The sequence below is a fragment of the Roseovarius sp. genome (genome assembly GCF_040223625.1).
Taxonomy (GTDB): domain Bacteria; phylum Pseudomonadota; class Alphaproteobacteria; order Rhodobacterales; family Rhodobacteraceae; genus Roseovarius.
Genome location: NZ_JAVKFX010000066.1, coordinates 14392 through 39943, shown reverse-complemented (window position 1 = coordinate 39943; position 25552 = coordinate 14392). Strand labels below are relative to the sequence as shown.

Here is a 25552-nt window from a genome sequence, read left to right as displayed (position 1 = left end):
CCGTCCCGGGCTTGACCCGGGACCTCTTTTCCTGCGCCGGCTCCGGGCCGGGGCGGGGGTGTGTTGGGGTCATGTTGGCGCCCCCACGTGAAGGATGATGTTGCCGTGCGGGTCGCCTGTCGCCCGGTCGCCGGGTTCGATGAGGAGGGTCGTGTCCATTTGCTGGATGATCGCCGGGCCGTCGAGGGAGACGTCGAGCGGGAGGTGGTCGCGCCAGTAGATGGGGGTGTCGTGGATGTCGGCGCCGAAGCGGACGGGGCGGGTGCCGGTCTGCGCGTCGGCGAGGGTGGGTTTGCGGCCCGACGGGTCGATCAGGGTGGAGAGGTCGAGGGGCACGCGGGCGCCGATGACCGAGCAGTTCGCGTTGACCACGTTGGCGCGGATTTCCGAGAGCTCGACGCGGAAGCGGCGGAAATAGGCGATCTCGAAGAGCTCGCGGAGGGCGGCGTTGTCGATCTCGGGGGTTTCCAGTTCGACGCGGAGGAGGTGGGTCTGGCCAACGAATTGCATGTCGACGCTGTAAAGGTGGCGCAGGCCGCGGATCTCGACGCGCTCCTTGGCGATGAGGCGTTCGCCCTCGGCGGTCTGGGCGGCGAAGATGTCGGCGAGCTGGGTCTCGGCCAAGGCGTCGACGGGGGTGTTGAGGGTCTGCACGAAGTCGTGGCGGAGGTCGGCGACGACACAGCCGATGGCGTTGGTGATGCCGGGGCGGCTGGGCACGAGGACGCGGGGGACGCCCAGTTCGCGGGCCAGCGCCGCGGCATGGAGCGGGCCGGCGCCGCCGAAGGCGAAGAGGGCGAAGTCGCGCGGGTCGGCACCGAGGGAGAGGGAGACCATGCGGATGGCGCCTGCCATGGTGGTGTTTGCGAGCTGGACGACGGCTTGCGCGGCTTCGTGGGCGGTGAGGCCGAGGGGTCGGCCCAGGCGTTCGGCAAAGATGTCTTCGACGGTTTGGAGGGTGACGCCGCCCTTGACCGCCAGCCGGGCCGGATCGAGCCGGCCGAGGAGGAGGTTGGCGTCGGAGATGGTGGGCTCGGTTCCGCCGCGGCCGTAGCAGATCGGGCCGGGGTCGGCGCCGGCGCTTTGGGGGCCGACTTCGAGGAGGCCGGCGGCGTTCACGCGGGCGATGGAGCCGCCGCCGGCGCCCACGGTGCGCACGTCGACCATGGGCACGTGGATCGGCATGGCGTATTCGATCTCGATCTCGTTCGAGACGGCGGGTTCGGCGCCGCGCACCAGCGCCACGTCGGTCGAGGTGCCGCCCATGTCATAGGTCAGCAGGTCGGGCATACCGGCGATGCGGCCGGTATAGGCGGCGGCCATCACGCCCGAGGCGGGGCCGGACATGACGGTCTTTGCCGCCTCGCGCGCCACGAAACGGGAAGAGACCATGCCGCCGTTGCCGTTCATCACCAGAACGTCGCGGTCGTACCCGCCCTCGGCGAGGCTTTCGGTCAGGCGGCGGAGGTAGCGGTCGAGGATGGGCTGGACGCTGGCGTTGACCGCCGCCGTGACGCCCCGTTCGAATTCGCGGGATTCCTGCAGGATGGCATGGCCGAGGGTGATGTGGCTGTTGGGCCAGATCTCGGCCAGCACGGCGCCGGCGCGCTGCTCATGGGCGGGGTTGGCGTAGGAATGGAGGAAATGGACGACCACAGCCTCGCACCCGGCGTCGAGGAGGGCCTGGGCGGCGGTGCGCACAGCGTCCTCGTCGAGAGGGGTGACGACGGCGCCGGACGCATCGGTGCGTTCGGGCACTTCGAGGCGCAGGTCGCGGGGGATGAGGGGGGTGAACTGGCCGGTCATGCCATAGGCCTGCGGCCGGGTGCGGCGGCCGAGTTCGAGCACGTCGCGGAAGCCTTGCGTGGTGATGAGGCCGGTGCGGCTGAGCTTGCGTTCGAGGACGGCGTTGGTGGTGGTCGTGGTGCCGTGGACGATCAGGTCGAGCGCGGCGAGGTCGCATTCGGCGGCGGTGAGCGCGTCCATCACGCCGAAGGCCTGATTGTCGGGGGTGCTGGGCACCTTGGCGATGCGCACGGCGCCGGTCGTCTGGTCGAGCTGCAACAGGTCGGTGAACGTGCCGCCCACGTCGATGCCCGCCACCAGCCCGGACCGTTCTTGTGCCATCTGCCGCTACCCCTGTGCCTGTCGGATGGGAGCGTTGTCGAGGCTTGGGGAAAAGTCAACGCGGCGGGTGTCGGGGCTTGATCCTGCGGGCGTGCCGTATAGTTTAGAATTGTTCTAATTCGAAAGGTCGCCCCATGATTCCCGGAATGTCCTCCCGCCGCCGGTTCTCGGAGCTGAGCGAACAGGAAATCCTCGCCCTCGCCATATCCTCGGAAGAGGATGACGGGCGCATCTACCGCTCCTATGCCGAGATGCTGCGGGCCGATTACCCCGATACGGCCCGCGTGTTCGACGGGATGGCGGAAGAGGAGGACGGCCACCGCAAGGCGCTGATCGAGCTGCATCGCAAGCGGTTCGGCGAGGTGATCCCGCTCATCCGACGGGAGCACGTGGCGGGGTATTACGCGCGGCGGCCGGTGTGGCTGGTGGAGAACCTCGGGATCGAGCGGATCCGCGAAGAGGCCGAGGCGATGGAGCGGGAGGCGGAAGCGTTCTACCTCAAGGCGGCGGCGAACACGACGGATGCGGACACGCGCAAGCTGTTAGGGGATCTTGCCGCGGCAGAGGCGGGGCACCAGGACCGGGCCGGCGAGCTTGAGCAGGAACATCTCGACGACGACACCCGCGCCGCCGAATCGCGCACCGCGCGGCGGCAGTTCGTGCTGACATGGGTGCAGCCCGGGCTGGCCGGGCTGATGGACGGGTCGGTCTCGACCCTGGCGCCGATCTTTGCCACGGCCTTTGCCACGCAGGATACGTGGACGACCTTCCTTGTCGGGCTGGCCGCCAGCGTGGGGGCGGGGATTTCCATGGGCTTCACCGAGGCCGCCAGCGATGATGGCGAACTGTCGGGGCGGGGCAGCCCGGTGAAGCGCGGCATCGCCAGCGGGGTGATGACCACGGTGGGCGGGCTGGGGCACGCGCTGCCCTACCTGATCCCCGACTTCTGGACGGCGACGATCCTCGCCATTGCCGTGGTGTTCGTGGAGCTGTGGGCGATCGCGTGGATCCAGAACCGCTACATGGAGACGCCGTTCTTCCGGGCGGCGTTCCAGGTGGTGCTGGGCGGCGCGCTTGTGTTCGCGGCCGGGGTGCTGATCGGGAGCGGGTAGAGGGGGCTGTCTGCCCCCTCCTGGCCTGCGGCCAGTTCACCCCCGAGGATATTTTCGGCCAGAAGAAGCCGGGCCGGGCGCTAGTCGAGGTCCGTCTGGATCCAGCGGGGGGAGTGGTGGATGTCTATGGTCTGGAGGCGGCCGGGGCCGGCGTTCTCGAACCTGTGGGGCTGACCGGCGGGGGCGAGCAGAACGTCGCCGGCGGCGGCGTCGATCACCTCGTCGCCGACGAAAAAGCGGGCGTGTCCGGTGATCACCACGAAGGTTTCGTCATAGGGATGGACGTGTAGTCGCGGGCCTTCGCCGATCGTGTCGGTTCCGTATGCGAGGATGGTGTTGGCCGAGCCGATGCGTTCGCCGGCCAGCGCGCCGCGCCACGGGCCCTCCCCGGACGGATCGAACGCCCGCGCCTTCGCGGCAGGCCGGTCATCGGGCGGGGCGGTGGCGGGGTCGTAATCCCGGCGGGCCATCTAGGCGGCAGCTTCGCGCAGGGTGTCGGCGACAAGCGCGTTGGCGTGGCCGTGGCCCATCCCGTGCTCCTGCTTCAGCCAAGTGACCAGTTCCATGTGCTTCTTGCCGGGCTGGGCGCGGATCAGGTCCTTCCATTCCGCGATGGGGCGGCCGTACTTGGCCTCGATGGACGGGAAGTAGGAGGCGGGGCCCTTGATCTTGTCGGTCATTGTCTCTGCCTTTCATCGCCGGGCGACCTGCCCGGTTGCGGCCAGCTATACCGGTTTTGCGGTCCGGCCAGTGCGATTTCTTTTCTTCCGGCTGTCGGGCGCGGGCGGGTGGCAATGGTTTGTTAACCATTGCCGGTCCAAGCTGGTGGCGCGGTCGATGCAGGGGTGCGGACGACCGTATAAGGGCAGGCCCGGCGCGACATCCCAGTGCGCCGGCCGAAGGGGGCAGGGCGACGCGCTGCCCCCTTAATCGCGCGGCGGGGCGGCGTGGCCGGTCATTCCCGTTTGCGCCGCCCGTGAGGCGTGCTAACAAGCGGGCGATGCTGGAAATTTTCTTACAGACCCTGCCCTTCTTCTGCGTGATCGGCCTTGGCTTCGGGGCCGGGCGCACCGGCTTCTTCACCGAGGAGGCGACGGCGTGGCTGACCAAGTTCGTGTTCTACTTCGCATTGTCGGCGATGCTGTTCCGCTTCTCGGCGAACCTGTCGTTCGGCGAGGTGTTCAACATGCGCTTCATCGCCGCCTACCTGTGGGCCACGGCCTTTGTCTATGGCGTGGTGATGATGGCGGCCTTCCTGCGCGGCGCCTCGATTGAGGAGGCGGCGTTCGAATCGCAATGCGGGGTGATCGGCAACGTGGGGTTTCTCGGCGTGCCGATGCTGACGCTCTTGATGGGCGAGGCGGCGATCGGATCGGTGATGTTGGTGCTGTCGATCGACCTGATCGTGTTCGGCTCGCTTGTGGTGATCCTGGTGACCGGGTCGCGCGACGGGGCGGTGGGGCTGAACGCGCTGAAGACGGTGGGGCTGGGCCTGCTGAAGAACCCGATGATCGTGTCGATCGTGCTGGGGCTGGGCTGGTCGGCGCTGAAGCTGCCGATCCCGAGCGTGATGAACGATTTCCTGTCGCTGCTGGGGGGCGCGGCGACGCCCGGGGCGCTGTTCGCCATCGGCGCGTCGCTGGCCACGAAGAAGGCCGAGCGGCCGTTGATCGCCGGGTGGCTGAGCTTCAGCAAGCTGGTGCTGCATCCCGGCGCGGTGGCGTTCTCGGCGCTGATTTTGTTCCCGGTGGAGCCCTATGCCGCCGCCGTGATGATCGCAGCTGCTGCGCTGCCGGTGGCAGGCAACGTCTATATCCTGGCCGAGCATTACCGGATCGCGCCGCAACGGGTGTCGGCCTCGATCCTGATCTCGACGGCGCTTGCGGTGATCACGGTGTCGCTGGTGATCGGCTGGGTGGGGCAGCTTTACTGAAAGGATCGGTTGCATGGGCGAGGAGCCAACCGGATACGAGCCGCTTCCCCTGCCGCACCGGCGGGAGCTGAGCGATGCAGAGGCGCAGGAAGCGGTAGAGGGCTTTCGCGACCTGATGCGGCAGCGGCATACGGTGCGGGAGTACGAGACAAAGCCCGTGCCGGAGGCGGTGATCGCCGCGGCCATCGAGACGGCGGGGCTGGCGCCGAGCGGGGCGAACCAGCAGCCCTGGCATTTCGCGGCCGTGGCCGACCCGGAGATGAAGGCGAAGATCCGGGCGGCGGCCGAGGAGGAGGAGCGGCAGTTCTACGAGGGCGGGGCCGGCGACGCGTGGCTGGCGGCGCTGGAGCCGATCGGGACGGATGCGAGCAAGCCGCACCTGACCGATGCGCCCTGGCTGATCGTGGTCTTCGCGCAGCGCTATGGGGTGAACCCTGACGGGACGCGGCGGAAGCACTACTACGTTCCGGAGAGCGTGGGGATTGCGACCGGTCTGCTGATCACCGCGCTGCATACGGCGGGGCTGTCGATGCTGACCCATACGCCGAACCCGATGAAGTTTCTGAACGGGTTGCTGAACCGGCCGGAAAATGAAAAGCCGGTGATGATCTTGACTGTGGGCCACGCGGCCCGGGGTGCTACGATGCCGAAGGCGGCCACCATCAAGAAACCGATTGACGAGATCATGAGCGTCCATCGTCGGACGGGGTGAAGCGGTATCCGGGCTCAGCCCTCGGAGTCGAACAGCTCGACATCGACGGGCAGGAAGAACAGCTCGATCTCGCTTGCCGCCATGACCCCGGTGCAGGCCCTCCGTTTCTCGATGTCGTCCAGTAACGGCTCGAACATCGCGCGCTGTGTCTGGTGAAGCTCACAGGAGGAGCTGTTCGAACGGGCGCAGATCACACCGTGTAGCCGGTAGGCCTGCAGCATCGGGCAACGCAGGGTCTTGTCCATGTCGATGCCGTGACGGAAGTCGAGCAGTTTCTGGCGGTCCTGCTCGGCGCGGGCCTTGTCGGCTTCGCTCAGACGTTGCCACATGGCGCTGTCCGGCTGATCTTCGAGGCTGTCGAGTTCGATGATGGCGCGGGCCTTTCGCTGGGCATAGCCGATCACGTAGCCGGGGCTGTAATTGGAGTAGACGATGGCGTTGATCGCATAGGGTTCAGCCTTGAGCATGGCCCCCTGACGATCGACAAGGCGCAGGAGGGTGGCGTATTCGGTCCAGAGCTCGGGATCGTAGGGGGAGACCGCGAGCTGCCGGCCGACATGGAGGAGCTTCTGTTCAGTCGGGACACGCTCGACCACGCGATGGGTCAGGCTGTCGCCCTGCAGTTCGAAGGCCATGACGTCCTCTGCCATGATCCGGTTCAGGGCCGGGTCGTATGGGTCATGCTCGAGCGCCTCGGCTGCGTTCTTCCTGGCCTGCCGCAGGTGGGATTCGCCGAGGAAGTCGTAGCCGTACTGCCATGCCACGTTTTCGTCGAATCGCCGGGCATTCCGGACATCGGTGAAGCCGTCGCGCGTGAGGTAGGCATGGGCGAAAGCGGCATCGGCCCGGCTAGCGCTGCTGGAGGTTGCCATGTGGATCCGCAGGTAGTCGAGCGCCGGAATGGGCGTCCGCTCGAGGATATCCAGCCCCCACTCGCCCATTTCGCCGACGTGGTAATTGAGGGCGGCATAGACCTTGCAGTGAAGTGTGGCGTCGGTTTTGCCCGGGTCTATCGTCGGGCCATAGTGATCGCAGAGCGCTTCGGCCGTGTCCCATTTTCCGCCCCAGCCGGGGGCGGTCATGAGCGTGGCGCGTTCGAGCGTTCCGAGATCGGGGCGGAGCGTCATCGCCCTGTCCAGCACCTCGAAGGCGCGTTCGTATTCCCCCGTGGAATTGGCGAGTGCCAGCAACGCATCCGAGGCCGGGACGAGCGCGGGATCGGTTTCATGGGCCGCGAACGCGAGGTCCCACGCGTCGCGGTGCAGCAGGCTGAAGGCCTCTAGGGCGTCGGGGAAGGTCTGGCGCGCGAGCTTCTCGCCCCGGATGTTCCAGCCGGTGCTGCTTCTGGCCCAGGCCAGCCCCGTTCGGGCGAAGGGGCTGTCCGGGTAGGCCTCCAGCCAGCTTTCGGCAAATCCGACGATGCGGGGGTTGCTGGTGCCGAAGACGCCGTAAAGCCCGCGGAGACGGTTGACGCCGACCTCGTTGGCCAGGGTCTGCGCCTGCAGCTCCGCGAAGGTGGTTTCGACCAGCCTGTGATCGCCCGCCTCGATCGCGGCGTAAAGGTCCGTGCGGGTGAAGGGGGTGCCGTTCGAGGCGGTTGCATCTTCCGCGGCGACTGGCGCCGCCACGGCGAGCAGGGCGATTGTCGTAAAGACCTTGATAACGCGACGCATGGTATCCCTTCCCGGACGTTTCAGCCTCAGGTTGAGCTTCGCTTTGCGGCGTGAATGTGGCCCTTGCTGGGAAACTGGAAGGCCCGGTCATGTCGCTGTTGCATGGGCCTGCGCCGGTTTTGCGTTTCCAGACTTCGGCTGGCTTGTTAGAGACGGGTAACTCTGGTTCCTGGCATGGGAGGTAAGGATGGAAACCGTTTCCGAGAACGCCTGTTTCGGCGGGGTCCAAGGGGTGTACAAGCACGCCTCGGAGGCCTGCAATTGCGACATGACCTTTGGCCTGTTCCTGCCGGAAGAGGCGAAGGACGGGCCGGTGCCGGTGCTGTGGTACCTGTCGGGGCTGACCTGCACGCATGAGAACGCGATGACCAAGGCGGGGGCGCAGGGCTGGGCGGCCGAGCAGGGGATCGCGCTGGTCTTCCCCGATACGAGCCCGCGCGGCGATGGCGTGGCCGACGAGGATTCGTTCGACATGGGGCAGGGGGCGGGGTTCTACGTGAACGCCACGCAGGACCCGTGGGCCAAGCATTTCCGGATGTGGGATTACGTCGGCGAGGAGCTGCCGGCGCTGGTGGCCAGCGAGTTCGCCATCGATGCAAGCCGGCAGGGGATCACCGGGCATTCGATGGGCGGGCATGGTGCGCTGACGCTGGCGATGGGGCTGCCGGGGCGGTATCGCTCGGTCTCGGCCTTCGCGCCGATCTGCCATCCGACGGCGAGCGACTGGGGTCGGAAGCAGCTTGGCGGGTATCTCGGCGATGACGAGGCGGTCTGGGCCGCGCATGACGCGACGCTGCTGATGCGGGAGGCCGGGTTCGATGGGCCGATCCTGACGGATACGGGGACGAAGGACCAGTTCTTCAAATTGCTCAACACGCACAACTTTGCCCATGCGGCGGCCGAGCGGGGGCAGCAGGCCAATTTGCGGCTGCAGCCGGGATACGACCACAGCTATTTCTTTGTCTCGACCTTCATGGAGGATCACGTGAGCTTCCATGCCGAGGCGCTTTATGCGGGCTGATCAGCCCCGCGAATGTCGGGCCACTGTGTTTCGGTCCGGCTCACCGGCCGATTTTGGGAAGGACATTGAATGAGCCATTACGACCTCATCATCATCGGCTCCGGCCCGGCCGGGCGGTCGGCTGCGATCCAGGCGGGTAAGCTGAAGCGGCGGGTGCTGGTGATCGACCGGCGTGACCGCCTTGGCGGTGTCTCGGTGCATACCGGCACGATCCCGTCGAAGACCCTGCGCGAGACGGTGCTGAACCTGTCGGGTTGGCGCGAGCGGAGCTTTTACGGCCGCTCGTACCGGGTGAAGGAGGATATCGAGGCGCAGGACCTCAAGTCGCGCCTGCACAAGACGCTCGATTACGAGGTCGATATCCTCGAGCACCAGTTCAACCGCAACCATGTCGACACGCTGAACGGTATGGCGAAGTTCATCGGCCCGAACGAGGTGGAGGTGGCCACCGAGGCGGGCGAGGTCAGCCGGCTGACCGCCGACCGGTTCCTGATCTCGACCGGGACCAAGACCTATCGGCCGGATTACGTGCCCTTCAACGGCTCGACCATCGTCGACAGTGACGAGTTTCTCGAGCTGGCGCAGATTCCGCGCAGCCTTGTGGTGGTGGGGGCCGGGGTGATCGGGGTGGAATATGCCACGATGTTCTCGGCGCTCGACGTGCGGGTGACGCTGATCGAGCCGCGCGACAGTTTTCTCGATTTCATCGACAGCCGGATCATCGAGGAGTTTACCCATCAGATCAGGGATAACGGCGTCGACCTGCGGCTCGGTTCGGCCATCGAACAGATCGAGGATGCCGGCGGCCATGTCGAGGTGAGCATGGCCAATGGCCGCCACGTGCGGGCCGAGATGCTTCTGTTCGCCGCCGGGCGGATGGGGGCGACCGAGCGGCTGAACCTCGACGCCGTGGGGATCGCCACAGATCATCGCGGGCGGATCGAGGTGGACCGCAAGACCTACCAGACCTCGGCCAAGCATATCTATGCCGCCGGCGACGTGATCGGCCATCCCAGCCTTGCCTCTACTTCGATCCAGCAGGGGCGGATCGCGGCCTGCCATGCGCTCGATACGCCGACGCTGCCGGAAAGCCCGTGGTTTCCCTATGGCATCTACTCGGTGCCGGAAATTTCCACCTGCGGCATGTCGGAGGAGGAGATGCAGGAGCGGGGCATTCCCTACGAGGTGGGCGTGGCCCGGTTCCGCGAGACCAGCCGGGGGCATATCATGGGGCTGGAGCACGGGATGCTGAAGATGTTGTTCAGCCTCAAGACCCGCCGGGTGCTGGGCGTGCAGATCGTGGGCGAGGGGGCGACCGAGCTCATCCATATCGCGCAGGCGGTGCTGAACCTGAAGGGGACGGTGGATTACTTCGTGCAGAACACGTTCAACTATCCGACGCTGGCCGAGGCCTACAAGATCGCCGGGCTCGATGCGTTCAACCGGATGCCCATTCCCGAGGAATACAAGGTGAAGCGGGAGCCGGGCGCCAAGGTGGACACGAAGGCGAAGAAGGCGTGATCTACGTCGATGCCGATGCCTGCCCCGTGAAGGCGGAGGTGGAGCGGGTGGCCACCCGGCATGGCGTGGGCGTGAAGATGGTGTCGAATGGCGGCATCCGGCCCTCGGCCAACCCGGCCATCGAGACGGTGATCGTGCCCGAGGGGCCGGACGAGGCCGACAAGTGGATCGCCGAGCGGGCCGGGGCGGGGGACGTGGTGATCACCGGGGATATCCCGCTGGCCGCCCGATGTGTCGAGGGTGGCGCGCTGGTGCTGAAACCAAATGGCGAAGCGCTGACCGAGCGCAACGTGGGCGCGGCGCTGGCCACGCGAGACCTGATGAGCGACCTGCGCGCCGCCGATCCGTTCCGGCAGGGCGGCGGCAAGGGCTTTACCAAGGCGGACCGGTCAAGGTTTCTCGACGCGCTGGAACGGGCGCTTCGGCAGGCGGCGCGCTGAGCCGTTTTTCCGGGCGCGATGCTTTACAATCCCCGCCCGCTCCCGTTTGTTGCCGGGAACAGCGAACGGGACTTCATGACGCAGGTTTCCATAGAACGGTCCAACCTGGTGGGCGCGCTCTGTGCGTTCACGGCGGCGCTTTGCTTTTCGCTGAACGACGTGGCGATCAAGTTCGTGTCCGACGGATATGCCCTGCACCAGGTGGTTTTCCTGCGGGCGCTGGTGGGCATTCCGACCTTCCTGATCCTGGTGATGCCGTTCTTCGGCGGGTTCCGGGTGTTCCGCACGCGCCGCCCGCTGGCCCATGCCGCGCGGGGGCTTTGCGTGGTGTTTGCCAACTCCTTCCTGTTCCTCGGGCTGGCCGCCCTGCCGATTGCCGATGCGGTGGCGATCTTCTTCGTCTCGCCGCTGGTCATCACGGTCTTCTCGGTGATCTTCCTGCGCGAACGGGTAGGCGCACGGCGCTGGGCGGCCATCGCGGTGGGATTCGTGGGGGTGCTGCTGATCGCCAAGCCGGGAACCTCGGCGTTTCAACTGGCCTCGGTCTTCCCGATGATCGCGGCCTCGCTTTACGCGGTGATGCACATCATCGCCCGGCGGATCGGCGACACGGAGAGTGCCGCGACCATGGCAATCTATTCGCAAAGCTGCTTCCTGTTCGTCAGCGCCGCCATCGGGCTGAGCATAGGCGATGGCAAGCTTGCGGAGATGGCGGGCGCGGACATTGATTTCCTTCTGCGGGCGTGGGCGCCGGTGGACACGGCGGATATCCCGATCTTCATCCTTCTGGGCATCAGCGGGCTGGCCGGCGTTCTGTTCATCAGCCAGGCCTACCGGCTGAGCGAGGCGGCCTTTGCGGCGCCATTCGAATATATCTCGATGCCCATGGCGATCCTGTGGGGCGTCACGGTGTTCGGCACCTGGCCCGATATGGTCGCCTGGGCCGGCATCGCGCTGATCCTCGGGTCGGGGCTTTACCTTGTCTGGCGCGAATCGCGCAAAGGCACGCACGTGGCCGAGGGGCCGGTCAGGAGATAGGGGCGTTTCATGGCGATCAACGCGGTGATTTTCGACATCGGCAATGTGCTGATCGAGTGGCAGCCGGAGAAGTATTTCGACCGGGTGCTCGGAAAGGCGAAGCGCCGGGAGATGTTCGGCGAGGTCGATATTCACGGTATGATGGTGAAGATCGACGCGGGCAACGCCTTTGCCGACGTGGTGGAGGATACCGCCTCGGCGCATTGGAGATGGCGGCAGGAGGTGCTGAAGTTCCGGTGGAAATGGACGGAGATCGCCCAGCCGGAGATCGCGCACTCGGTGAAGCTTCTGCGGGCGCTGAAGGGGAAGGGTGTGCCGGTCTTCGCGCTGAGCAATTTCGGCAAGGAGAACTTTCCCCTGAGCGAGGCGCAGTTTCCCTGGCTCAAGGAATTCGACCGCCGCTACATTTCCGGCGAGATGAGGATGATCAAGCCCGACCCGGAGATTTACGCCGCTGTCGAGGCCGATTGCGGGCTGGCGCCGGACACGCTGTTCTTCACCGATGACCGCGAAGACAACATCGCCGCCGCCGCCGCGCGCGGCTGGCAGACACATCGTTTCGAAACGCCCGAGGGGCTGGCCCGCCGGCTGGTCGAGGACGGGCTTCTGACGCAGGAGGATATCGCATGAGTGTCACCATGATCCCGTTCGACGAGGGCGAGAAACATCTCGACTGGATGAAGCTGTGCGCGGCGTTCGAGACTGGGCACAGGCTGCCCAAGGCCGAGATCGGCGATACCTTTCTCTACCGCGATCCCGACACGCTTCTGTCGCGCTCGGCGTGGATCGATGGCATGGGGCTGGCGGTGAAATCGGCGACGATCTTTCCGGGCAACCCCAAGGCCGGCAAGCCGATGATCCACGGGTCTGTCTGTGTCTTCGGCGATGGCGACGGTCAGCTCGAGGCGGTGATCGACTTTCACCTCGTCACCAAGTGGAAGACCGCCGGAGACAGTCTCTATGCCGCCACGAAACTGGCCCGGCCCGACAGCGAGGAGATACTTATTGTCGGCGCCGGGACGGTGGGACGGTCGCTGTTCCACGCCTATTCCGCCGCGTTTCCGAAGGCGCGCTTCACCGTCTGGAACCGCACCCGCAAGAATGCCGAGGCGATGGTCGAGGACTGCCCGGGCCTGCGGGTGGCCGACGATCTGGAGTCCGCGGTGGGCGCGGCGGATATCGTCACCTCCGCCACGATGTCGACCGAACCGCTGCTGAAGGGGGAATGGTTCCGACCCGGCCAGCATGTCGACCTGATCGGCGCCTACCGCCCGGACATGCGCGAGGTGGATGACGCGGCGCTCAAGCGGGCGAGGGTGTTCGTCGACAGCTACGATACCACCGTGGGCCATATCGGCGAGATCAAGATCCCGCTCGAGGCGGGGGTGATTGCCCGCGACGACCTCGTGGCCGACTACTACGAGGCCGGTAAGTTCAAGCGGGAGAGCGATGACGAGATCACGCTGTTCAAGAACGGCGGGGGCGCGCATCTGGACCTGATGACCAGCCGCTACATCCTCGACGCCTGGGCCGCCGCGCAATGACCTGGTGGGCCGTCATCGCCATACTCGCCGCCGTGGCCATCTGGCCCTTCGCGGTCGAGGCGCTGCGGCCCCGGATGAACCGAACCCGGCGGGAGGCTGCGCCGGGGCAGTTCACGACCCTCTCGCAGGGTGTCACCCATTACCAGTGGCACGGGCCGGAGGATGGGCCTGTCGCCGTCTGCGTGCATGGGCTCACCACGCCCTCCTTCGTCTGGGGGCCGGTGGCCGAGGAGCTGGCGCAAATGGGGTATCGCGTCCTGACCTACGATCTCTATGGCCGCGGTTTCTCCGACCGGCCGAGGAGCGAACAGGACAGCGCGTTCTTCCTCCGCCAGCTTGACGATCTCCTCGAGGACCAGGGGGTGACGGGCGAGATCACCCTGCTCGGCTATTCCATGGGCGGCGCCATCGCGTCGGCCTTCGCGGCGGAGCAGGCCGGGCGCCTGCGGCAGCTGGTGCTGCTGGCGCCGGCCGGGCTGGGCCATGATCTCGGGCCGGTGGCGGACATGGCGGTGAAGTACAATTTCCTTGGCCGCTGGATGATGCTGGGTTTCTACGCCAAGTCGCTGCGCCGGGCGACGGAATCCGAGCGGGGGGGGCACGCCCATATCGACCGGATCGTCGATCTGCAGATTGCCGAGACGCGGATGAAGGGGTTTGCCCCGGCCGTGCTGTCCTCGCTGCGCGGCATCCTTGACGAGGATCTCGACGACGCCCACCGTGCCATCGCCGCGGCGGGCACGCCGGTGCTGGCGATCTGGGGCGAAAAGGATGACGTGATCCCACTGACCTGCAAGGACACGCTGGCCGAGTGGAACCCGCAGGCGCGGCAGGCGGTCATCCCCGATGCCGGCCATGCGCTGGCCTATACCCACCCCGACGCGGTGATGGCGGCGATGAAACCGGTGCTCTGACGGCGCCCCCTTAGGCCAGCGCCGGTTTCAGCCGGTTCTCCTTCACCGGCAGGTGCACCAGCGCCGAGAACGCACCCACCCCAACGCCGACCCACCAGACGGCGGTGTAATCGCCATAGATGTCGTACATCCGCCCGCCCAGCCAGACGCCCAGGAAACTGCCAAGCTGGTGGCTGAAGAACACGATGCCATACAGCGTGCCCATGTAGCGCAGCCCGTATAGATGCGCGATCAGCCCGCTGGTCAGCGGCACCGTCGCCAGCCAGAGAGAGCCCATGCCGACCGAGAAGAGCAGCACCGTCGCGGGCGTCATCGGCACCATGATGAACCACGCGGCGATGATCGTCCGGCCGGTGTAGATGCCCGCCAGCAGGTATTTCTTGGAATAGCGCTTGCCCAGCCAGCCCGCCGTCAGCGTGCCGGCGATATTGGCCAGCCCGATCACCGCGATGGCCGCCGCGCCCAGTGCCGAGGTCGAGGTGATGCCGATCCCGTGCAGCACGCTGCCCGCGGCGATGGGCCCGCACATCTCGGTCACGAAGGCGGGGAAATGGGCGGTGACGAAGGCAAGCTGGTAGCCACAGGAGAAGAAGCCGAGGAAGATCAGCGTATAGGACGGGTCGCGGAAGGCCTTGCCGAGGATCGCGCCCATGCTTTCCTCGAGCTCGGCCTTCGACGCCGGCTCGGGCGCGCGCATCAGCGGCAGCATCACCAGCGCGGCGACGATCGTCACGGCGAAGACGATGAACACCATCTGCCAGCTCATCACGCTCAGAAGCGCCTCGGCCACAGGCGGGCCCACCACCTGCCCGGCGGAGCCGGCTGCGGTGGCGATGGCCAGGCTCATCGAGCGGTTCTCGTCGGAGCTGGCGCGGCCCACCACGGCGAGGATCACCCCGAAACCGGTACCGGCGATGCCGAACCCCACCAGCACCTCGTAGAATTGCAGCGCGCCTGGCGTCACTGCGGTGGAGGACAGCACCAGCCCGGCAGCATAGACGATGGCGCCCATCACGATCGCCTTGCGGTCGCCGATCCGCTCGGCCAGCGCGCCGAAGATCGGCTGGCCGATGCCCCAGGCGAGGTTCTGGATGGCGATGGCCATCGAGAATTCGACCCGAAGCCAGCCGAACTCTTCCGCGATCGGGATCTGGAAGACACCGAAGGAAGCGCGGATCGCGAAGGAGATCAGCATGATGACACATCCGGCGATCAGCACCGGCGTGAAGAGGGGGGTGGATTTCTGCATGGCGCGCTCCTGTCGCGGCGCAGATTACCCTTCGGAAGGGCGGCGTCAATTCAAGGATTGTGCGGGTGACAATCACCGTTCGTGACGCCACGGCGGCACAGGCGCTTTTCATGGCCGCGCGGGCGCGCTATGCGGGGCGGATGGAAACGCTGCCGGAACGATATGACCGCCTCGTCGCCGAGGGGAAACTGACCCGCGACGTCGCGCAGGTGGCGGCGCTGCCCGAGTTCGAGCGCATCCGCGCCGAGCTGGCCAAGCCGCGGAAGAAGGGTTGGTTCCGCAAGGCGCCCGAGCCGCCCAAGGGGCTCTATCTCTGGGGCGGGGTCGGGCGCGGCAAGTCGATGCTGATGGACATGTTCGTCGACACGCTCGAGGTGCCCAACCGCCGGGTGCATTTCCACGCCTTCATGCAGGAGATCCACGCCGGCATGCACGCCGCCCGCAAGCAGGGGGTGGAGGATGCGCTGTCTCCCGTCGCCAAGGAGGTCACCGAGAGCGTCCGCCTTCTGGCCTTCGACGAGATGCAGATCACCGACATCACCGACGCGATGATCGTGGGCCGGCTCTTCGAGGCGCTGTTCGACGAGGGCGTGGTGGTGGTGACCACCTCCAACCGCGTGCCAGACGACCTCTACAAGAACGGCCTCAACCGCCAGCTTTTCCTGCCCTTCATCGACCTGGTGAAGGAGCGGATGGTGGTCCATGAAATGGCCGGCCCCACCGATTACCGGCAGGACAGGCTGGCCGGCACCCGCACCTATTTCACCCCGATTGACGCCGAGGCGCGCGAGAACATCAAGGCGGTCTGGAACGACCTCACCGATGGCGACAGCGCGCCCCACACCCTCGTCGTCAACAAGCGCGAGGTCACGATCCCCGCCTTCCGCAACGGCGTGGCGCGGGCCAGCTTCTACGATCTTTGCGCCAAGCCGCTCGGCCCCGCCGACTACCTCGCCATCGCCGAGGCGGCACGCGTGCTGGTGCTGGAGAACATCCCCCAGCTCTCGCGCTCGAACTTCAACGAGGCCAAGCGCTTCGTCACCCTTGTCGATGCGCTCTACGAGGCCGGAACCCAGCTCATCTGTTCGGCAGCGGCGGAACCGGAGTACCTTTATGTCGAGGGCGAGGGCAGTTTCGAATTCGAACGCACCGCCAGCCGCCTGCGCGAGATGCAGTCGGACGGCTGGGCGGAGGATTGAAGCCCCGACCCGGCTTCTTCTTGGGAAAAATACTCTGGGGGAGACGTTGAATTTCCGCTGGAAATTCAACGCTAGGCGCAAAGGCCCCGGACTTCCGTCACCCCGCCCGCGACGTCGCCTGAAGCCAGTTGATGTAGATCCGCTCCGCCCGGTCGTTGAAGCTCTCCATCCGTTGCGCACAGGCCGCCTCGAGATCATGCACCGCGTCTGCCCCGATCGCCTTGTCGAGCGCGCCCGCATATTCCGGGATGTTGTTCCAGTTGAGTACGGTATCGGCCTCGATCTCCATGTGAAACTGCATGGAATAGGCCCGCGTTTCCCATTTCATCGCCTGCACGGCGCAATCGGGCGAGGTGGCCAGCACCTGCGCCCCCTCGGGCAGCGCCGTCACCTCGGCCGAGTGCCATTGCAGGCAGTCGAACCGTTCCGGCAGCCCGTCGAACAGCACGCCGCTCGCCCCCGCCTCGGTCAGGTGCACGTCCATCACCCCGATCTCGGGCGTCTTCGACGGTCCCACCGAGCCGCCCAGTGCCTCGGCCAGAAGCTGATGGCCCAGGCACAGGCCCAGGTAGGGCATTCCCTCCTCGGCCACCGCCTTGCGGATGAACTCCTTTTCGGGCTTCAGCCAGGGGTGGATGTCTTCCTGCCAGGTGTCCATCGGCCCGCCCATGACCCAGAGCGCGTCGAACCCGTCCGTGCTGTCGGGCAGCGGCTCGCCCTCGTCGAGCTCGATCGCCTCCCATGTGTGGCCGTCTTCGCGAAGGAACTTCCGGAAGACGCCGGGATGTTCGACACGTTCGTGCTGCAGGACGAGAATATGCATGGGGCCCTCCGTTCTCTCGCGCCGAGACTATGGCGGGCGCCGGCAATTTGACAAGCGGCGACCGCAAACCGCGCGCCCCGTGACGCAATCGCTCAGCGATAGGCCGAGGGCGGCTGGCCGAACTGCGCGGCATAGGCGCGTGAGAAATGCGAAGAGCTGGCAAAGCCGGTGGCCAGCGCGATCTCGGTCAGCGTGAGCGGCGAGTTGCGCAGCAGGCTCTGTGCCTTTTCCAGCCGAAGCTCGCGGTAATAGCGCATCGTCGGCCGACCCAGCTTGTCGGTGAAAAGCCGGTTCAATTGTCGCTCCGACAGCCCGGCGGTTTGCGCCAGGTGCGAAAGGCTCACCGGCTCGGCCACGTTCGCCTCCATCACCTCCACCGCGTCGAGGATGGCGGCGTTGTTCACCCCCACCCGTTCCACCAGCCCGGCGCGCTGCGGCCCGGCGGAGGGGCGCACCTCGGTATGCATGAACCAGTCGCTCACCAGCCGGGCAAAGGGCTTGCCGTGGTGCTGGGTGATCAGCGCGTGCATCAGGTCCATCGGCGCCGAGCCGCCGGCACAGGTCACCCGGTCGCGGTCAATCACGTAGAGCGAACGTTCGATCAGCAGGTGCGGCGAGATCTCGGCCAGCGCCGCGGCATGTTCCCAGTGCACCGTCATCCGCCGCCCAGCCATCAGCCCGGCGCGCGCCAGGATGATCGGCCCGCCCGACACGCCCCCCAGCGGCACCCCCTCCCGCGCCATCCGGGCCAGCCAGTTGATCACGGCGCGGTCGTCATAGGTTGTCGGGTCGCCGCCGGCGACGACGAACAGGTAGTCGAGGTCGAGATCGTCGCCAACCTTGGCCTGCGGCAGAACCAGCGCGGCGCCGGAGCTGGCGATCGGGTGGCCCGAGGCCGAGATGTTGATCATCTCGTAAAGCGTCCGCCGCGCCAGCACGTTCGCCGCCCGCATCGGCTCGGTCAGCGCGGCGTAGGACATCACCGCGAACCCGTCGATCGGCAGGATGCCGATTCGCCGCTTGGTTACTGAATTTGTACCAATACTGTCCATAATAGGCATGTAAGCGACTGTTTGGGAAAAGTCGAGCGAAGCGGAACGCGTCATGCTGGGAATGACTCAAGGATAAGGACTCCCGCCCGATGCGCTATTCAGCATTCAGGATCTTCAAGGAAGGCCTGACCGGCAACAAGGGATGGAAACCCGTCTGGCGCGACCCCGAGCCGAAGGCGGAATACGATATCGTCATCATCGGTGGCGGCGGGCACGGTTTGGCAACGGCCTATTATCTCGCCAAGGAATTCGGCCTCCGCAACGTCGCCGTGCTCGAGAAGGGCTGGCTGGGCTCGGGCAATATCGGGCGGAACACCACGATCATCCGCTCGAACTACCTGCTGCCCGGGAACGAGCCGTTCTACGAGATGTCGATGAAGCTGTGGGAGAATCTCGAGCAGGACACCAACTACAACTCGATGGTGTCGCAGCGCTCGATCCTCAACCTGTTCCACACTGACGGCCAGCGCGACGCCTTCGTGCGGCGGGCGAACGCCATGTTCCTCGCCGGCGCCGATGCCGAGCTAGCCGATGCCGCCGCGCTGCGGCGCGAGCTGCCCTTCCTCGATTTCGACAATGCCCGCTTCCCGATCAAGGGCGGCCTCTTCCAGCGCCGCGGCGGCACCGCCCGGCACGACGCGGTGGCCTGGGGCTATGCCCGCGGCGCCGACAGCCGCGGCGTCGACATCATCCAGAATTGCGAGGTCACCGGTTTCGACATCAGAGAGGGCAAGTGCCTGGGCGTCGAGACCAACCGCGGCGCGATCAAGGCGAAGAAGGTGGCGGTCTGTGTCGCCGGCTCGTCCAGCCGCGTCATGGCCGCGGCGGGCATGCGCCTGCCGATCGAAAGCCACGTGCTCCAGGCTTTCGTCACCGAGGGTCTGAAGCCAGTTCTCCCGGGCGTCATCACCTTCGGTGCCGGCCACTTCTACGTCAGCCAGTCCGACAAGGGCGGGCTGGTCTTCGGCGGCGATATCGACGGCTACAACACCTATGCCCAGCGCGGCAACCTGCCGGTTGTCGAGGACGTGGCCGAGGGGGGCATGGCGATCATGCCGATGATCGGTCGCGCCCGGCTCCTGCGGTCGTGGGGCGGGCTGATGGACATGTCGATGGACGGCTCGCCCTTCATCGACAAGACCCATATCGACGGGCTCTATTTCAACGGCGGCTGGTGCTATGGCGGGTTCAAGGCGACGCCGGCGAGCGGGTACTGCTACGCCCACCTGCTGGCCAAGGACGAGCCGCACCCGACCGCCGCGCAGATGCGCCTCGACCGGTTCCGCAGCGGCAACATCATCGACGAAAAAGGCGTGGGCAATCAGCCCAACCTCCACTGAGGTCCGACATGCGCGATTGCCCTTGCCCATCGTTCCCACCCGTCCCGGGCCTGACCCGGGACCTCACGGCCAATCACGAGGCCCCGGGTCAAGCCCGGGGCGCGAAGGGAAAAACGAAACGATGATCATCAATCACCCCCTTCTAGGCCCGCGCGATGCCGCGGAGTTCGTCTATCTCGGCGATGCCAGCCTGATTGACCGGCCCGACTGGCAGGCCGAGGGCGCGATGGAGCAGTTCCACGATTACGGCTACCTGCGCGACAACCCGGCCGGGCAGCATCAGGAGCTCTGGTATCATGAACAGGGTGATCGTTCGTGGCTGGTGGTCACGCGCGACACGCTGACCCATGAAATCACCCGGGTCGAGCTGGCCCGCGACGTGGCGCGCGCAAGGGGGCGGGACAAATGACGCAACCCAACCGCATCGGCGGCGGCCTGATCGACCGCACGAAACCGCTCAAGTTCCGCTTCAACAACAGGTCCCTGACCGGGTTCGAAGGCGATACGCTCGCCTCCGCCCTGCTGGCCAACGGCCAGCGGCTGGTCGGCCGGTCGTTCAAGTATCACCGCCCGCGCGGCGTGTTCACCGCCGGTTCGGAAGAGCCCAACGCGCTCGTGCACCTGCGCACCGGGGCCCATACCGAGCCCAACACCCGCGCCACCATGGCCGAGCTTTTCGACGGGCTTACCGCCACCAGCCAGAACCATCGCGGCTCGCTCGAATTCGACATGATGGCGATGACGGATTTCCTCTCGCCCTTCCTGTCGGCGGGCTTCTATTACAAGACGTTCATGTGGCCGAAAACCTTCTGGGAAAAGGTCTACGAGCCGGCGATCCGCGCCTCGGCGGGTCTGGGGCGGCTGTCGATGCAGGAAGACCCGGACCAGTATGACAAGGGCTTCCTGCATTGCGACCTGCTGGTGATCGGCTCCGGGCCCGCGGGCCTGTCGGCGGCGCTGGCGGCGGCCCGGGCCGGGGCGCGCGTGATCCTGGCGGACGAGGATTTCGTCGCCGGCGGGCGGCTCAATTCCGAAACGTTGGAGCTGGGCGGCATGGCCGGGCACGACTGGGCGGCACAGGCGCTGGCGGAACTGGCGTCGATGGACAACGTGCGGGTCATGACCCGCACCACCGTTTACGGCGCCTACGATCACGGCATTTACGGCGCGCTCGAACGTTGCACCGACCACCTCGCCGACAGCGCCGGCAAGCCGCGTCAGATCCTGTGGCGGATCTATTCCAAGCGCGCCGTGTTGGCGGCGGGCAGCACCGAGCGGCCCATTGCCTTCGGCAACAACGACCGCCCCGGCGTGATGCTGGCGGGCGCCGTGCGGACCTACGTCAACCGTTTTGGCGTGGCGCCGGGCAAGGAAGTGGCCGTTTTCACCAACAACGACGACGGCTGGCGCACCGCCGCCGACCTGGCGGCGAAGGGCGTGCATGTCCGTGCCGTGATCGACAGCCGCGACCGGGCGGCGCCGTTCAGCCTGCCCGACGTGCGGCACATTCGCGGGGCGAGCGTGGTGAATACCGTGGGCCGCAAGGGCCTGAAATCCATCACCCTGACCGATGGGCAGGTTCTGCCGGTCGATTGCCTCGCCGTCTCGGGCGGGTGGAACCCCAACGTCCACCTGACCTGCCACCAGCGTGGCAAGCCGGAATGGCGCGACGATATCAAGGCCTTCGTGCCGGGCGGCACCATGCCTGCGGGCATGGTCGTGGCGGGCGCCGCCAATGGCTCGATGACGCTGGCCGCGGCCCTGGCCGAAGGCCGGGCACAGGCCGAGGCGCAGATTTCCGACCTCGGGTTCACCCCCGCCAAGGCCGATGCGGTCGAGGCGGAGGACGAACCGCAGGAGAACGCCGCATTCTGGTACGTGCCGCAAAGCAAGCATCGCGCCTGGCTCGATCAGCAGAACGACGTGACCGTCAAGGACGTGAAGCTCTCGCACCAGGAAGGCTTCCGCGCGGTCGAGCATCTCAAGCGCTACACCACGCTTGGCATGGCCACCGACCAGGGCAAGACCGCCAATATACCGGCGCTCGCCATCATGTCCGAGATCACCGGGCGGACGATCCCCGAGACCGGCACCACCATCTTCCGCCCGCCCTTTACCCCCGTGCCCATGGGCGCGCTGGCCGGCCGGGCACGTGGCAAGGATTTCCGCCCCTACCGCCTGACCCCCTCGCACAAATGGGCCGAGGAACATGGCGCGAGCTTCGTCACCGTCGGCAACTGGCTGCGGGCGGAGTGGTACGTGCAGGGCGACGAGAAGGGCTGGCGCGACAGCGTCGACCGCGAGGCAAAGACCGCCCGTGAAAAGGTCGGCATCTGCGATGTCACCACGCTCGGCAAGATCGACATCAAGGGCCGCGATGCCGACGCCTTCCTCGACAAGGTCTATGCCAACACCTTCTCGACCCTGAAGGTGGGCAAGGTCCGCTATGGCCTGATGCTGCGCGAGGATGGCATCTGTTACGACGACGGCACCACCGCGCGGCTGGGCGAGAACCACTACGTCATGACCACGACCACGGCCAACGCCGTGCTGGTCTTCCGCCGTCTCGAATTCGCCCGCCAGTGCCTCTGGCCCAACATGGACGTGCACCTGATTTCCACCACCGATGGCTGGGCCCAGTTCGCCGTCGCCGGGCCGAAATCGCGCGACCTGCTGCGCAAGGTGGTCGACAAGGATGTCGACCTCTCGAACGAGGCCTTCCCCTTCATGTCCTGTGCCGAGATCACCGTCTGCGGCGGCACGCCCGCGCGGCTGTTCCGCATCTCCTTCTCGGGCGAGCTGGCCTACGAGATTGCCGTGCCCGCCCGCTACGGCAACTCGATGATGGCGGTCCTGAACGAGGCCGGCGCGGAGTTCGGCGCCGTCCCCTACGGCACCGAGGCGCTCAGCGTCATGCGCATCGAGAAGGGCCACGCCGTCGGCAACGAGCTGAACGGCCAGACCACCGCCCACAATATCGGGCTGGGCAAGATGGTCAGCCAGAAGAAGGAATGCATCGGCAACGTGCTCTCGCAACGCCCCGAGATGATCCGCGACGACGCGATCCGGATGATGGGGTTCCGCCCGGTCGACCGCTCGCAGAAGCTGATCACCGGCGCGCATTTCATCAACAAGGGCGAGGAGGCCACGATGGAGAACGACCAGGGCTGGATGACCTCGGTCGCCTATTCGCCGAACCTCGGCCATTCCATCGGGCTGGGCTTCATCAAGTCCGGGCATGAGCGCAAGGGCGAGATCGTCCGCGCCGTCAGCCCCGTGCACGGCACCGAGATGGAGGTCGAGATCGTGTCGGCCCATTTCATCGACCCGGAAGGAGTGCGTCTCCGTGGCTGAGTTCACCCTCACACCCGCCCCGCCGCTGGCCGGCGTGGACCACACAATCGACGGCCTCCGGCTGCGCGCGCCGAAGGATCTGGCGATCGTCGCCGTCGCCCTGCCGCTGGGCGGGGAGGACGCGGCGCTGGCCGCCATCCGCAAGGGCTATGGCGCCGACCTGCCCGCGCCGGGCAAATCCGCCACCGCACAGGAAGACGGCGCCACGCTGCTGCGGCTGGCCCCCGATCAGGCCTTCATCCTCTTCCACCGGGCCGAGCCGGATGCCGAAACCATCGTCGCCGGGCGCATCGGCGATACCGCCTATCTCACCGACCAGACCGATACGTGGTGCGCGCTGGAGCTTTCCGGCCCCCGCGCCCGCACGGCGCTGGAACGGATCTGCCCGCTCGACATTCACCCCGATGCCTTTGCCGTCGGCGACGCCGCGCGCACGGTGATGGAGCATCTGGGCACCATCATCCTCCGCACCGGGCAGGACAGCTTCCTGCTCCTCTCCGCCAGTTCCTCGGCCGGCTCGTTCCTGCATGCCGTGGAAACCTCGATCAGGAACGTCAGCTAAGGGATTCACAACGCGGATTTCAGGGCTCCGCGCCACGAAGGGAAAGGAAGATAGCACATGTATCTCGAGAACTTCGAACGCGCCCGTACCGCGGTGGCGACACCCGTGTCCGGACGGCGCAGCCTGTCCGGCGAATTCGTCTTCATCAGCCAGGATGACAGCGTCGCCTTCCTCGCCGAGGCCTGTATCGACGTCCTGCGCAGTGCCAACCGCCTGACCGGGCAACCGGCCTATGACTGGGTGCATATCCGCGGCGAGGCCGAGCTGTCGCAAGCCTGCGGCCCGGTCTGCGGGCCCGACCAGACGCTGGTGCTGATCGGCGGCACCGACGCGCCGTGGCAGCCCTCGGCCGACGGCCTGACCACCCTGCGCGCCGCCATCCGCAACGCCGCCCGCGTCTGCGTGGTGGGCGCGGCCGTTTTCGTGCCGCTTGCCGCCGGCGTGCTGGCCACCAAGCGGCTGGCGGTGCATCCCAGCTTCCGCCCCGGGGTCGAGGAAGGCGCCCAGGGCCCCGAGATCGTCGAGGGCACCACCTGTCACCACAAGGCCATGAGCAGCGCCACCGGCCACGTGTCGGCCATCCGGATGATGGTCGACCTCGTCGGCGTCCGCGATGGCGAGTTCACCCGCGTGGCACTGGCCCGCGACCTCGGGCTCAACGAGCCGCAGGCCGAATGCGGCTCGGGCGAGCACTGGCGCTACAAGCGCATGGCGCAGGGCGACGAGGTGATCTGCGAGGCGCTGCAGATCATGCGCGACCATCTCGAGGACACGCTGACCGTCGGCCAGATCGCCGATATCCTCGACGTCTCCCCCCGCAAGCTGGAACGCGGGTTCAGCGAGTATCTGGGCCAGACCCCCCTCAAGGTTTACCGCGACCTGCGGCTGGAACGGGCGCACAGCCTGCTGGCGCAGACCTCGCTGCCGGTGGGCGAGGTGTCGGTCGCCTGCGGGTTTTCCAACGTGACGCTGATGAAGAAATGGTTTCACCGCAAATACGGCCAGATGCCGGGCGAGGTGCGCCGCCACGCCTTTGCCGGCGCCGGGGCGGGGCGTGCCGCATAAGCAGGGTTTGACCGCCGGGCGCGGTCTTGCCATCCTCTTGCCATGGTGAAAGGCGTCCTGCTCGATCTCTCCGGGGTCCTTTACGACGGCGACCAGCCCGTGCCCGGCGCGGCCGAGGCCGTGGCGACACTGCGCGCGGGCGGCCTGCCGGTGCGGTTCCTGACCAACTCGACCCGCGCGCCCCGGCGCAAGCTTCTGGAAAAGCTGCGCAAAATGGGGTTCGAGCTGGAGGATGAGGAGCTGTTCACACCCGCCAGGGCGGCCTGCGACGCTCTGACCGCAAAGGGGGTGAAGGCGCACCTGCTGATCCACCCCGATCTTGCCGAGGATTTCGAAGGGCATGAGGACAGTGACAGGCCCGGCGCGCTCGTGGTTGGCGATGCCGGGCCTTATTTCACCTTCGATAGGCTCAACGCCGCGTTCCGGGTGCTGAGCGCGGGGGCCGCGTTCTATGCGCTTGCCGCCAACCGCGCCTTTCGCGATGCCGATGGCGAGCTGAGCATGGATGCCGGTGCGTTCGTCGCCGCGCTGGAATACGCGAGCGGGACCGAGGCGGAGGTTCTGGGCAAGCCCGCCAAGGCCTTCTTTGCCGCCGCGCTCGACGACATGGGGGTGACGGCGGAGGAGGCAGCTATGGTGGGGGACGATGCGGAGTCTGACGTTGCCGGCGCCCTGCGCGCGGGCCTCGGCCGTGCGGTGCTGGTGAAAACCGGGAAGTACCGCGACGGCGATGAAACCGGTATCGACCCGGCCCCGAGCCACGTGGCCGCCGACCTCTCCGCGGCGGTCGACTGGCTGTTGTCCTGACGGGGGCCTTTTATCGCACGCGTGCCAGGGTGTATTGCTTCTTGAACGCACTTGTCCAAAGGAGGA

Annotated in this window: 24 protein-coding genes; 17 read left to right on the top strand and 7 right to left on the bottom strand. The window is 66.8% G+C overall.

What is annotated here, in order from left to right; all coding sequences use genetic code 11:
• Positions 1–69: 69 nt before the first annotated feature.
• Complete coding sequence (locus RLN94_RS18760) at positions 70–2127, bottom strand: hydantoinase/oxoprolinase family protein (protein ID WP_350127841.1); 2058 nt, start codon at positions 2125–2127, stop codon at positions 70–72.
• Between the two features lie 134 nt (positions 2128–2261).
• Here RLN94_RS18760 and mbfA point away from each other — a divergent pair, with 134 nt between their 5' ends.
• On the top strand, positions 2262–3239 hold the full coding sequence (gene mbfA / locus RLN94_RS18755; protein WP_350127839.1) for an iron exporter MbfA: 978 nt from the start codon (positions 2262–2264) through the stop codon (positions 3237–3239).
• 80 nt (positions 3240–3319) lie between these two features.
• On the opposite strand, the gene RLN94_RS18750 is transcribed toward mbfA, so the two are convergent.
• Together RLN94_RS18750 and RLN94_RS18745 are read right to left on the bottom strand one after the other, a co-directional pair.
• Complete coding sequence (locus RLN94_RS18750) at positions 3320–3709, bottom strand: cupin domain-containing protein (protein ID WP_350127836.1); 390 nt, start codon at positions 3707–3709, stop codon at positions 3320–3322.
• Positions 3710–3919 (bottom strand): DUF4287 domain-containing protein, encoded by a 210-nt coding sequence (locus tag RLN94_RS18745; RefSeq protein ID WP_350127833.1) that lies wholly within the window; start codon positions 3917–3919, stop codon positions 3710–3712.
• Positions 3920–4239: 320 nt separating this feature from the next.
• Between RLN94_RS18745 and RLN94_RS18740 the strand changes: the two genes are divergently transcribed.
• Together RLN94_RS18740 and RLN94_RS18735 are read left to right on the top strand one after the other, a co-directional pair.
• The gene (locus RLN94_RS18740) at positions 4240–5172 is read left to right on the top strand and encodes an AEC family transporter (RefSeq protein WP_350127830.1); all 933 of its coding nucleotides are present in this window, start codon (positions 4240–4242) and stop codon (positions 5170–5172) included.
• 13 nt (positions 5173–5185) lie between these two features.
• Complete coding sequence (locus RLN94_RS18735; protein WP_350127827.1) at positions 5186–5884, top strand: nitroreductase family protein; 699 nt, start codon at positions 5186–5188, stop codon at positions 5882–5884.
• A 14-nt stretch (positions 5885–5898) separates the two neighbouring features.
• Here the strand turns inward: RLN94_RS18735 and RLN94_RS18730 are convergent, their stop codons facing one another.
• Positions 5899–7557, bottom strand: a complete 1659-nt coding sequence (locus RLN94_RS18730) for a hypothetical protein (protein WP_350127824.1) — start codon at positions 7555–7557, stop codon at positions 5899–5901.
• A gap of 187 nt (positions 7558–7744) precedes the next feature.
• Here RLN94_RS18730 and fghA point away from each other — a divergent pair, with 187 nt between their 5' ends.
• From fghA to RLN94_RS18695, 7 genes are all read left to right on the top strand, one after another.
• Positions 7745–8578, top strand: coding sequence for an S-formylglutathione hydrolase (gene fghA / locus RLN94_RS18725; RefSeq protein WP_350127821.1), 834 nt, complete (start codon positions 7745–7747; stop codon positions 8576–8578).
• A gap of 69 nt (positions 8579–8647) precedes the next feature.
• The gene (gene sthA / locus RLN94_RS18720; RefSeq protein WP_350127818.1) at positions 8648–10099 is read left to right on the top strand and encodes a Si-specific NAD(P)(+) transhydrogenase; all 1452 of its coding nucleotides are present in this window, start codon (positions 8648–8650) and stop codon (positions 10097–10099) included.
• Positions 10096–10539 carry a YaiI/YqxD family protein gene (locus tag RLN94_RS18715; RefSeq protein ID WP_350127815.1) on the top strand — a complete coding sequence of 148 codons (444 nt, stop codon included), beginning with the start codon at positions 10096–10098 and terminating at the stop codon, positions 10537–10539. Before sthA ends, RLN94_RS18715 begins: the two co-directional genes overlap by 4 nt.
• Positions 10540–10614: 75 nt before the next feature.
• Positions 10615–11577, top strand: a complete 963-nt coding sequence (locus tag RLN94_RS18710; RefSeq protein WP_350127812.1) for a DMT family transporter — start codon at positions 10615–10617, stop codon at positions 11575–11577.
• 9 nt (positions 11578–11586) lie between these two features.
• The gene (locus RLN94_RS18705; protein WP_350127809.1) at positions 11587–12207 is read left to right on the top strand and encodes an HAD family hydrolase; all 621 of its coding nucleotides are present in this window, start codon (positions 11587–11589) and stop codon (positions 12205–12207) included.
• A complete protein-coding gene (locus RLN94_RS18700) occupies positions 12204–13121 on the top strand; it encodes an ornithine cyclodeaminase family protein (protein WP_350127806.1) in 918 nt (305 codons plus the stop codon). The genes RLN94_RS18705 and RLN94_RS18700 overlap by 4 nt, the downstream gene beginning before the upstream one ends.
• On the top strand, positions 13118–14035 hold the full coding sequence (locus RLN94_RS18695; RefSeq protein WP_350127803.1) for an alpha/beta fold hydrolase: 918 nt from the start codon (positions 13118–13120) through the stop codon (positions 14033–14035). Before RLN94_RS18700 ends, RLN94_RS18695 begins: the two co-directional genes overlap by 4 nt.
• 10 nt (positions 14036–14045) lie before the next feature.
• Here the strand turns inward: RLN94_RS18695 and RLN94_RS18690 are convergent, their stop codons facing one another.
• Positions 14046–15284: an MFS transporter gene (locus tag RLN94_RS18690; protein WP_350127800.1), complete on the bottom strand. Its 1239-nt coding sequence runs from the start codon at positions 15282–15284 to the stop codon at positions 14046–14048.
• A 140-nt stretch (positions 15285–15424) separates the two neighbouring features.
• Between RLN94_RS18690 and zapE the strand changes: the two genes are divergently transcribed.
• Complete coding sequence (zapE, locus tag RLN94_RS18685; RefSeq protein ID WP_350127914.1) at positions 15425–16483, top strand: cell division protein ZapE; 1059 nt, start codon at positions 15425–15427, stop codon at positions 16481–16483.
• A 97-nt stretch (positions 16484–16580) separates the two neighbouring features.
• On the opposite strand, the gene RLN94_RS18680 is transcribed toward zapE, so the two are convergent.
• Positions 16581–17306, bottom strand: coding sequence for a type 1 glutamine amidotransferase (locus RLN94_RS18680; RefSeq protein WP_350127797.1), 726 nt, complete (start codon positions 17304–17306; stop codon positions 16581–16583).
• Positions 17307–17398: 92 nt separating this feature from the next.
• Positions 17399–18367, bottom strand: a complete 969-nt coding sequence (locus RLN94_RS18675) for a GlxA family transcriptional regulator (protein WP_350159188.1) — start codon at positions 18365–18367, stop codon at positions 17399–17401.
• Between the two features lie 80 nt (positions 18368–18447).
• Between RLN94_RS18675 and RLN94_RS18670 the strand changes: the two genes are divergently transcribed.
• The 6 genes from RLN94_RS18670 (at position 18448) to RLN94_RS18645 (ending at position 25486) form a co-directional block, all read left to right on the top strand.
• On the top strand, positions 18448–19698 hold the full coding sequence (locus RLN94_RS18670; protein WP_350127791.1) for a sarcosine oxidase subunit beta family protein: 1251 nt from the start codon (positions 18448–18450) through the stop codon (positions 19696–19698).
• 121 nt (positions 19699–19819) lie between these two features.
• The gene (locus RLN94_RS18665; RefSeq protein ID WP_350127788.1) at positions 19820–20107 is read left to right on the top strand and encodes a sarcosine oxidase subunit delta; all 288 of its coding nucleotides are present in this window, start codon (positions 19820–19822) and stop codon (positions 20105–20107) included.
• Entirely contained in the window at positions 20104–23052 is a 2949-nt protein-coding gene (locus RLN94_RS18660; RefSeq protein ID WP_350127785.1) for a sarcosine oxidase subunit alpha family protein, read from the top strand. The genes RLN94_RS18665 and RLN94_RS18660 overlap by 4 nt, the downstream gene beginning before the upstream one ends.
• Positions 23045–23614, top strand: coding sequence for a sarcosine oxidase subunit gamma (locus RLN94_RS18655; protein WP_350127782.1), 570 nt, complete (start codon positions 23045–23047; stop codon positions 23612–23614). The genes RLN94_RS18660 and RLN94_RS18655 overlap by 8 nt, the downstream gene beginning before the upstream one ends.
• A gap of 57 nt (positions 23615–23671) precedes the next feature.
• Positions 23672–24679 (top strand): helix-turn-helix domain-containing protein, encoded by a 1008-nt coding sequence (locus RLN94_RS18650; RefSeq protein WP_350127779.1) that lies wholly within the window; start codon positions 23672–23674, stop codon positions 24677–24679.
• A 42-nt stretch (positions 24680–24721) separates the two neighbouring features.
• Positions 24722–25486, top strand: coding sequence for a TIGR01458 family HAD-type hydrolase (locus RLN94_RS18645; protein WP_350127776.1), 765 nt, complete (start codon positions 24722–24724; stop codon positions 25484–25486).
• Positions 25487–25552: the final 66 nt, after the last annotated feature.